The sequence below is a fragment of the Halomonas sp. WWR20 genome (assembly GCF_054602495.1).
This window is the reverse complement of sequence record NZ_JBTRHR010000018.1, coordinates 1-9,835: the sequence shown is the minus strand read 5'-3', so window position 1 is coordinate 9,835 and position 9,835 is coordinate 1. Positions and strand designations below refer to the sequence as shown.

The window sequence follows — 9,835 nt, the reverse complement described above, 5'->3', positions numbered from 1 at the left end:
CAGCTGTATATCGAGCGGGTGCTGCAGGCCGACGAGGGCTGCGATTTCGACTTCCTGGTCGGCTGCCGCGGCGCCGAGGTGCCCCGACATTCGCATTGATAACATCCAAAAAGGTCATTCGCTTGGCGGGGTATGGACCCCGCTCTCCAGGACCGCGCGTTGCACCAGGTCCTGAGCCCGTCGCCGGAGCCGGCGCTCTCGGCTTCACGCTATGAATTCCGTCGGGACGCAGCGCGTATCAGCACTCAGCACAATGTGGGGTCACGTCGAGGAGGGCTACCAGTGGGGAGCGGATCGACTTGGAAGCATTCTTCGATCGGGTGAATCACGGTGTGCTGATAGGCCTGCTGGCACGTCGTATCGACGGCCCGCATGTTCTGAAGCTAACCTGCGCTTACCTGAGAGCGGGAGTGCTGGGCGACTAGCTACGCCGCAAGCTGCGAGAAATCTTGTGGCAGCAATGGAAGCGGACAATCACGAGCGCGCATACTCTGATGAGCTGGGACTGCCGCCGAAAGGGCGAGCGTGTAAAAGCGTGAGCGACGGAAGAGGACCGTGGCGAACAGCGGTACCTTGCACATCTGAAGGTGGCCTTGCCGATCCGGCACTTCGCCCGGTTGGGGTGAGTGCCGCTAATGGAGACAGGCGTAAGGTTCCAGAGCCGACCTTGAACTGCCGTGGTGCAGAACCGTTGATCGATGCATCGGCGCCCTGTGGTGTGGGTGGACGGGGCTGCGACGTCCCCCTCCTACACGATTCTTTATTCCGCCTCGGTCTCTCCGGCACCCTGAACTGCCCAGGCCAGTACTTGGGCGGCCGCGCCACGTGCCGCAACGAAAGTGCTGTCTTGCATGATCCGCAGTTGAATCCGCTGCGTCGTACCCAGCAGGCGGTTCTGGTTGGCTTCGAAATAGTCCAGTGCCGGAGTGAGCAGGGGCGCACCCAACTGGACAAGCGAGCCGCCCAGCACGATTTCCGAGGGGTTCAACGTATGATGAAGATTGAGCAGCAGAGTGCCGAGAGCTTCTCCGGCCCGGCGTAGTGTCATCTCGACGTCGGGGTTGTGCTGACGAGCCTGGAGCGCCTCGGTCAGACTCTCTTCCTCGCCGATGCCCAAGGCTGCCCGTATCGACCAGCCGCTGACCAGGGTCTCCGCACAGCCTCTATTGCCGCAGTGGCAATAGAGGCCGCCCGGCTGGAGTATGGTATGGCCGATTTCGCCGGCGAGTCCTTGCATGCCGCGTGTAACCCGCGGGGTATGACCGTTTTCGACGACGCCGCTGCCGATCCCGGTACCCGCACTGACATAGGCCAGCGACGCGGGAACGCTGCCGGTACGGAAATAGAGTTCGCCGAAGGCGGCGGCCTTGGCTTCGTTGTCCATGAGCCACAGACCATCCAGATCGGGCAAGTGTGGGCGCAGCAACTCTAGAAAGGGAACGTCCCGCCAGCCGAGGTTAGGAGCTAGACGCAGGAATGGTTGCGAGGGAGTCGCGGGGCCGGGCACTGCGACGCCGAGGCCGAGACATTGCCGGTGTGCAACGTCAGGGTGAGAAATTAGCTCGTGAAGTTGCTCGGCCAGTAAGGCTGCGGTGGCTTCGGGTGTGGTGGGCACCAGACGCAGTTGTTGGTGGCGAATGACATGGCCGGTCAGCGAGCAGGCCACCAAGCGCAGCCCATGCACACCGACCTCTGCACCCAGCAGGGCGTGGCGCTGGTCGTTGAGGTGTAACGCCCGTCCCGGACGGCCACCGTTGCTTTTCTGCAGTTCCCCCTCAACGATCCATCCCGCTTCCAGCAGTTTCTGGACGCCGCTGCCTACCGTGGCCTTGGTGAGGTGAGCCTTCGTCGCGATATCGGCGCGGGTCATGCCGGGGAAACGACGCACCAGGTTCAAGATGGCGCTGCGGTTGAGCCTCTTGAGGAACGGGAGATCGCCCGCTTGGCGTTGTTTGGAGAGAGGGGTCATGAGATGTATTGGCCTGCCTGGAAATAGCCGTTTCTGAACGCACCCATTATGTCATCGATGGCGCATGGGTTCGATTCGATGATGTTCGGACGGAATCAGAAGGCGCCAGTATCGGGACGAGGGGCGAAGGCTCTTTTCCAGCGGCTGAAGAGCCCTTAGGATTTCAGGAGGTGCGTTACAGAGGCTAAGAACAGCACTTAGCTATTCACTTTGTTCAGTCTCGCTAACGCATACTGGCAGAGCAATGCCAAGGAGGGAGGCTCTAGAGGAAACAGTATGCCTTGAGCCTTCCCTGGCCATTGGATAATACGTCATGCGTTGAGGCTGAGGGCTTCGTCCTGCATTGGCGAATATCGAATATTTGGCCAATGCCAATACCTGCCGCTTGTGTCTTTCTTATCGTGTTTCTTCCTGTGGACGATAATCGAAGTAGGCGAAATCCCCAGCCCGACCCTGCCCGCTGAGGTCTTGGACACATAACCCTACAAACGTACCCGTAAAACGAATGTAGTCTGCATCATCATCGGAGAGGTGGCGAATGTCGATTTCGCCACCGATCGTTTGCCACTTTTCATGCTCCGTCGCAAAATAGAATTGCAGTCGTTCTCTGTCGATTTTCGCCTTCAAACGGGTTGATGTAGTCGGCAGCGCAACATCCTCCTCTAATAGTTCATCATATTGCCCATGTTTGGATTCGATGATGCCAAGACACTTCCCCAACACCTCATGGTGAGTTACGCGCAGATAGGCGTAATCGGTCGTGTCGTAATAGACGATCAGTCCGGCCATCTGCTGAAAGTGCTCGGGTGAAAAATCCAGTTCAGTTTCGACTTCAACATGGAAATGCGTCAGGCGTCTTGCCAGCAGGCTTTGGCGATGCGTCGACTGCATGGATTCGCCGCCCTTGAGCCTCAGAAACCCGGGGCGCTCGGCCAAGGACAGCCAGTCTTCCGTAAAGGACCGCCTGAGCGAGTTCCAGTACAGTTTCAGACGAGAGTCAGCGAAGTCGTCATGGTCGTTCTCTTGAGGCAGTGGGTGCGGCGGCAGATTTGGTGCTGCTACCGTCGAGCTGGGATGTGGGCCATGCTCAATGCGTAGCCATCCCTCCTTGGTCCAGTGACATTTCTGCAGCGCCGTTTCGCGGCCGAGAGTGCACTTGTCATCAATAACCGGACGTGCGCACAAGTGGGCCATATACCACTCGCCGCCTTGTGTTACGACCAAACTGCCATGGCCAGCCTTTTGCAGCTGGGCTGGGTCATTCCGATCAGAGGTTAATACCGGGTTCTCGGGATCGACCTCATAGGGCCCTAACAGAGACGTCGAACGCGCGACCGTAACAGCGTGGGTGTACCAGGTTCCGCCCTCCGCAGTGACCAGATAATAGTAGCCATCGTGCTTGTAGATATGTGGTGCTTCCGTTACGCCCAGGCGAGTTCCCTTGAATATGTTATGAACCGGCCCGGTCAGGCATTTTTTATCGGGGTCATAGCGCTGCAAGGCAATGCCGGCAAAGGAGTTTCTATCCTTGCGGAAGTCCCAGATCATATTTAGTAGCCACTTCGAGCCATCTTCATCGTGAAACAGGGACGGGTCGAAGCCGCTGCTGTTCAGGTAAATAGGATCCGACCAAGGGCCTTCGATATTCTCGGCGGTGACGAGATAGTTATGTGTATCCTTGAATGCACCTTGCCGGCTTTTGACATCGGTATAGATCAGGTAGAAAAGACCATCGGCATAGCTCAGACAAGGGGCCCAGACGCCCCCCGAGTCGATGTTGCCAATCATGTCGAGCTGTGAAACCCGAGTCAGCGGATACGTGAGCAGCCGCCAGTGGACCAGGTCCTTGGAATGATGGATCTGTACGCCGGGAAACCACTCGAAGGTCGATACCGCGATATAGTAATCGTCGTCCACCCGCAGAATCGAAGGGTCGGGATGATAGCCAGGCAAGATGGGGTTGGTGATAAAAGCCATTGATTTCGTCCTTTTCGAGGCGGGGTATATCCTCAAGCTCTTGCCCTGAGATCCTGAATGATTTTCGGATAGCGCTTATCCAGATCGTAGAAAAGCATCAAGACGATGATGAGTATGCAAATGGCCAACGGTAGATAGATGAAGAGTGCCTGGATGGAGAACAGGGCCGCAGCGGTTTGTGCGCCGCCACCGCCTACGTAGCCACCGAAGGCGAGTATCCAGCCGATGAGCGCGGTGCCGAGGCCGCTACCCACCTTGATGCCCATGCTGCCGCCGCTGTAGACCATGCCTTCATTGCGGATACCGGTCTTCCATTCACCATATTCGACGGTGTCACCTAACATCGCGAACATGCTGCCATTGATCGGTGCCTTGCCGATTCCTCGAATGATCGTGCCGGCAATGATCAAAGCGACGTTAGTGAGGTCGATCAGCATAATGAGATAGCCGAAGATGGTAATGACTTCGCCGACGATAATGGCGTTGCGTTTGCCGAATCTTTTGGTGATCGGCGCAACGACAACCATTCCCAGAAGAATGAATGCTATATAAGCAGTGGTGACGATACCTACCAGCCAGGTGTTATCAAGAATATATTCCGCGTAATAGACCATGGCGCCCGAGTTGAGCGCGTTGAAGATGTAGGTCAACAGAATGAAGGCGGTGGCAAGCGCCCAATACCTATTCTTGCGCAGCGTTATCAGGCTTTCCTTGAGCGAGACTTTCGTGTCTCGCCTAGCCTGGCTGGCGGGTCGGACCCGTTCTTTGGTCGTCTTGAACGTGAAAATGAAAAGCGCCGTTCCGACTGAGCCGAATATCATAAAGGTTAGAACCCAGCCAAACTGCTCTCCGCCAAATAATGTGGCGACGGGCAACGTCAGGTTGCTGACCAACAGGACACCGATAAGTGCCAGGCTCATGCGAAAGACGTTCAGTAAGGAACGCTGGTATTGATCCTGAGTGATAAGCGAGTTCATTGTCCCGTAAGGAACATTTAGCCCCGTGTAGACCAGGCAGACGATGTTATAGGTGATGGCGATATAGACCACCTGCCAGAAAGGGTCGATATCAGGAACGGCGAACAGCAGTACCGCCGAGACAGCAAAAGGCACCGCTAACCACAGCAGCCAAGGCCTGGCCTTGCCATGTCGGGATGTCGTCTTGTCAATGACGTAGCCCATGGCGACATCCGAGACACCATCGAAAACGCGCGAGAAGAGCATTATCGAGCCGATCACGCCAGCGGCAATACCTATGACATCTGTGTAGTAATAGACAATGAAGATGCTCATTGCCTGCCAGATAAAGTTGCTTGCCAGATCACCACAGCCATAGCCAATTTTCTCGAGCAGACCAATTTTTTCCCCTACTGATGCAGCGGAGCTGGCTGACGATACATTTCCCGGTGGTATATGTGCGCTTGTTGTCATGTATTACCTCGAGGAGATGAGGTGGAAGTGCGGTGACCTAAATAGTTAGGAGTCCCGCGACTCATGGTAAGAGCCTTCATGGTCATGCGGATGTTGTCGCTGCCCAACTTTTCACCAGGCCAGCTTCGGTCTCTCGCCGTGATGGCGCGTTTGCCTTCGGGGTAGATAGCGGAACTCATGGTATTGAGTTCTCCTGGAGCAGTAAGGTTGGCTTTGGTATACGTTTTTTAGTATGAAGAATTAACTAAGATCATCGTTATAGATCGACCGATCCATTGCCATTAGACGTTGGTCAAAATACTCATATACCGGCCGAGTTGGATGAATAAGAAGACCACATCGCTTCAATCAGCCATTACCAAGGCACGAGTTCATCTACCTGAGCGAGAAACCGCCTGCTGTAGGTGACCTTCTTTTGTTCTGGGGCAGTCGAGCTGGTGTATTAGCAGGATAAGAACATAGACGATGGTTCAATGGATCGAGAGGTGGCGAGCAATCAAACTGAACTTAGTTCATTTAATTTATAAAGCGTATCGATAACCGCCGCAGGAGTTCCTTTCATGAGTACTGCCATCTATCCCAGCCTCGAAGGCAAGCGTGTCGTGATTTCGGGCGGCGGCTCCGGTATCGGCGAGGGATTGGTCGAGGGCTTTGCTCGGCAGAAAGCCGAGGTGCACTTTCTGGACATCATGCAGGAGGCATCACAGGAGCTCGTCAAGCGACTCGATGGGCAGGTGACATTCCATCATTGCGATCTCACCGATCTCGACGCTTTGGCAAAAACGCTCGCGTCCATCGGCGATATCGATGTGCTGGTCAACAATGCCGCCAATGATGACCGTCACAAGCTGGGCGAAGTGACCCCCGAGTATTGGGACAACCGCATGGCGGTCAACCTGCGCCATGTGCTGTTTGCCACCCAGGCCGTCGCGCCGGGCATGAAAGCGCGCGGGGGCGGTGCAGTGATCAATTTCGGCTCGATCAGCTGGCACCTGGGACTGGAGAATCTCTCCCTCTATGAAACAGCCAAGGCAGGTATCGAGGGAATGACCCGTGCCATGGCGCGCGAGCTGGGTGGGGACAATATCCGGGTGACCTGCGTCGTGCCCGGCAACGTGCGTACGCCGCGACAGACGAAGTGGTACACGCCGGAAGGCGAGGCCGAAATCATGAATGAACAGGCCATCAAGGTTCGTATTCACCCTCCCCATATTGCCGGGATGGTGCTGTTTCTCGCCTCGGATGACGGGGCTGTCTGCACGGGTCACAACTACTGGGTCGATGCCGGATGGCGGTGATGCGCCTGTCGTTTCGCCCCTATTGCAACGGGCAATAACACAACAACAAACCTCTGAAAAAGGAGTAAGCACATGCCAGCGTCAAATAACAGACAGCCGGTCTACATCTTCATTATCTGCTGTATCGCCGCGATCGGCGGCTTTCTGTTCGGCTTCGACAGCGGGGTCATCAACGGTACCGTCGACGGTCTGCAGTCAACGTTTGATTCAGACAGTGTCGGCACGGGCTTCAACGTTGCCTCCATGCTGCTGGGGTGTGCCGCAGGCGCCTTCTTCGCCGGTCGGCTGGCGGACCTGTATGGTCGTCGAACGATTTTGCTGGTTTCCGCGATCTTCTTCCTGGTCAGTGCCTGGGGTTCGGGGGTGTCGGATTCCTCGCTGGAGTTTGTCATCTACCGCGTTCTAGGCGGGATTGCCGTGGGTGCAGCGAGTGTCATGACGCCCGCCTACATCAGTGAAATCGCCCCGTCCGGGGTCCGAGGGCGCTTGGCCACGATCCAGCAGGTCGCAATCATCTCGGGGCTGTTCGTGTCCTTTTTGAGCAACTACTTCCTGGCCCAGATCGCGGGTTCGTCGGTTTCCGAACTGTGGCTGGGCTATGCGGCCTGGCGCTGGATGTTCTGGATCGAAATCCTGCCGGCGGCCTTCTTCCTGTCGGCGCTGCTGTTCATTCCGGAAAGTCCGCGCTACCTCATTAGTGCCGGCAAGGAAGAAAAGGCCAGTAATGTCCTTGCCCTGATCTACTCGGAGAGTGAGCGCCGTGAAAAGATACGGGAAATCAAGGAAACCCTCTCCAGTAGCCACAAGCCTCGTCTCAAGGACGTGATCAATCAGACCACCGGCAAAATGCATGGCATTGTCTGGGTCGGTATTGGTCTGGCGGTATTCCAGCAGCTAGTGGGTATCAATGTCGTCTTCTACTACGGCGCGGTGCTGTGGCAGTCTGTCGGCTTCTCCGAAAACGATGCTTTGTTGATCAATGTCATTAGTGGCGCTGTCAGTATCGGGGCCTGCCTGATTGCCATTTCGCTGATCGATCGGATTGGCCGCAAGCCGTTGCTATGGGGCGGCTCGGTGGGCATGGCGGTAACCCTGACAATCCTGGCCTTCGCCTTTTCCACGGCCAGCATGACTGACGGCTCGCTGAAGCTTTCTGACGAAATGGGCATCATCGCGCTACTGTCTGCCAATGCCTACGTGCTGTTCTTCAATGTCTCCTGGGGCCCGGTCATGTGGGTCATGCTGGGCGAGATGTTCCCCAACCAGATGCGCGGGTCGGGTCTGGCCATTGCGGGACTGTTCCAGTGGCTGGCTAACTTCTCGATCACCATGACCTTTCCGATCATGCTCGCCTCGGTCGGCCTGGCCGGTGCCTACGGCGCCTATGCCCTGTGTGCAGTGATCTCGATCTTCTTCGTCGTAAAGTATGTCAAGGAGACCAACGGTAAGGAGCTCGAGGCGATGACCTACGAGTAACGCGCTTTTGAATGACGCCGGCATGATGCCGGCGCGATAGGGGACAGGGATGTCGCATAACCTGTAATAACCTTAGCCTCCAGGCAAGAGCGCCTCGAGGTTTTTCGATGTCGCAAGCCAGCGTTCTGGGCTTCTTTCATTTCTCTAAGGGCTGGGCGGTAATAATCATGAGTGACCACCAGGATATATCCACGACAGACAGCGATTTTGAAGTAGCGGTGAGATTGCAGATGAGTCTTGGTGAGTGTCCTCTGTGGTCGGCTTCTAGGCAGTGCCTACACTGGGTGGATATCAATCGCGGCCAGATCTTTACTTGGCATCCAATGAAGGACGGTGCGCCGGGACGGATCACCATCGGCGAGCCCGTGGGGTGCATTACTCTGTTCCAGGGCGGCTTGGTGGCAGCGGCGGCCTCGGCGATTCAGAAGATCACCTTTCCCGATGGACGCCGGGAAGCACTGGTGGCCAATCCCGAGTGGAACAATGGCAAGGGCAACCGTTTCAATGACGGCCGCTGCGACGCGAGTGGGCGCCTGTGGATAGGCACTATCGATGCCAACGAGGTGTCGCCGAGTGCGGCGTTGTATTGTCTGGCACGGCAGGGGTTGGTGGAGCAAAAACCGGGGCTCGTTATTTCCAATGGTTTGGCTTTCAGCCCTGATCAGCGATGGATGTACCACACGGATTCGATGACGCGGCGCATTGTGCGTCATCGCTTCGACGCGGACAGCGCCAGCATCGGCGAGGCAGAGCCCTGGATCGACTTGGCCGAATATGGCCTGCCGGGATTCCCCGACGGAGCCGCCGTCGACAGCGAAGGCAACTACTGGTGCGCGCTGTATGGTGGCGGTCAGATCGCCAAGTTTTCCAGCGACGGTCGCTGGGAGCGAAGTTATGTCTTGCCCTGTCCGCACCCCACCATGGTGGCGTTTGGTGGCAGCGACCTGAAAGTGCTGTACGTGACAACGGCCACTCAGCATCTTGACGAAAAAGGCCAACAGCGCTGGCCCCTGGCTGGTAGTGTGTTTGCCATGGCGACTCCCGACCCGGGGTTGGAAGAGCCTGAATTTTCACTACACACCTAACGCAACTTTCGCAACTTCAGCCTGGTGTCAATAATGAACTCCATTTCCCCTTCCGCTTTTCTCCCTGACGATCTTGAGCGCGCCCTGCTGGTGGGGCGCGTGTGGCGCGATGCGCCAGTGCAGGGACCCGTCATCGTGCTGGTCCGCCACGGTGAGGTCTACGATATTTCGGCGCATGCCGCGACGATGTCCGATCTGCTGGATAGTACCGATCCCGCCGGATTCGTTCGCGATCTCGACGGCGAGTCCCTAGGGCGGGTCGAGGCACTGTTCGAGAACTCGCTCGCCGAACCCCGGACCGCTCCTTACCTCCTGGCGCCTTGCGATCTGCAGGCCATCAAGGCGTGTGGCGTGACGTTCGCCGTCAGCCTGCTCGAGCGGGTGATCGAGGAGCAGGCCGGCGGTGATGCCGCTCGTGCGGATCAACTGCGTCAGGAGATCCGGGACATCATCGGGGCCGACCTGTCCCGTATCCGCCCTGGCTCTGAGCAAGCCATGGCGCTCAAGACCGAATTGCAGGCCCGGGGGGCGTGGTCGCAGTATATGGAAGTCGGCATCGGTCCCGATGCAGAGGTCTTTTCCAAGGCCCAGACGCTTTCC

At 57.0% G+C, this 9,835-nt stretch carries 7 protein-coding genes and 1 pseudogene; 5 read left to right on the top strand and 3 right to left on the bottom strand.

The window, feature by feature from the left end; all coding sequences use genetic code 11:
* Positions 1-299: 299 nt before the first annotated feature.
* The gene (locus ACW4DH_RS18880; RefSeq protein WP_459637951.1) at positions 300-425 is read left to right on the top strand and encodes a hypothetical protein; all 126 of its coding nucleotides are present in this window, start codon (positions 300-302) and stop codon (positions 423-425) included.
* A 335-nt stretch (positions 426-760) separates the two neighbouring features.
* Here ACW4DH_RS18880 and ACW4DH_RS18875 read toward each other — a convergent pair whose 3' ends face one another.
* The 3 genes from ACW4DH_RS18875 to ACW4DH_RS18865 form a co-directional block, all read right to left on the bottom strand.
* Complete coding sequence (locus tag ACW4DH_RS18875; RefSeq protein ID WP_459637950.1) at positions 761-1,969, bottom strand: ROK family protein; 1,209 nt, start codon at positions 1,967-1,969, stop codon at positions 761-763.
* 396 nt (positions 1,970-2,365) lie between these two features.
* Positions 2,366-3,946, bottom strand: a complete 1,581-nt coding sequence (locus tag ACW4DH_RS18870; RefSeq protein WP_459637949.1) for a glycoside hydrolase family 43 protein — start codon at positions 3,944-3,946, stop codon at positions 2,366-2,368.
* Positions 3,947-3,978: 32 nt separating this feature from the next.
* Positions 3,979-5,376 carry an MFS transporter gene (locus tag ACW4DH_RS18865; RefSeq protein ID WP_459637948.1) on the bottom strand — a complete coding sequence of 466 codons (1,398 nt, stop codon included), beginning with the start codon at positions 5,374-5,376 and terminating at the stop codon, positions 3,979-3,981.
* A 560-nt stretch (positions 5,377-5,936) separates the two neighbouring features.
* Here ACW4DH_RS18865 and ACW4DH_RS18860 point away from each other — a divergent pair.
* From ACW4DH_RS18860 to ACW4DH_RS18845, 4 genes and pseudogenes are all read left to right on the top strand, one after another.
* Positions 5,937-6,674: an SDR family NAD(P)-dependent oxidoreductase gene (locus tag ACW4DH_RS18860; RefSeq protein WP_459637947.1), complete on the top strand. Its 738-nt coding sequence runs from the start codon at positions 5,937-5,939 to the stop codon at positions 6,672-6,674.
* Positions 6,675-6,746: 72 nt separating this feature from the next.
* Entirely contained in the window at positions 6,747-8,150 is a 1,404-nt protein-coding gene (locus ACW4DH_RS18855) for a sugar porter family MFS transporter (protein ID WP_459637946.1), read from the top strand.
* A 230-nt stretch (positions 8,151-8,380) separates the two neighbouring features.
* Positions 8,381-9,235, top strand: coding sequence for an SMP-30/gluconolactonase/LRE family protein (locus ACW4DH_RS18850; RefSeq protein ID WP_459637945.1), 855 nt, complete (start codon positions 8,381-8,383; stop codon positions 9,233-9,235).
* Positions 9,236-9,268: 33 nt separating this feature from the next.
* Positions 9,269-9,835: pseudogene (locus tag ACW4DH_RS18845) on the top strand (fumarylacetoacetate hydrolase); the annotation flags it as partial.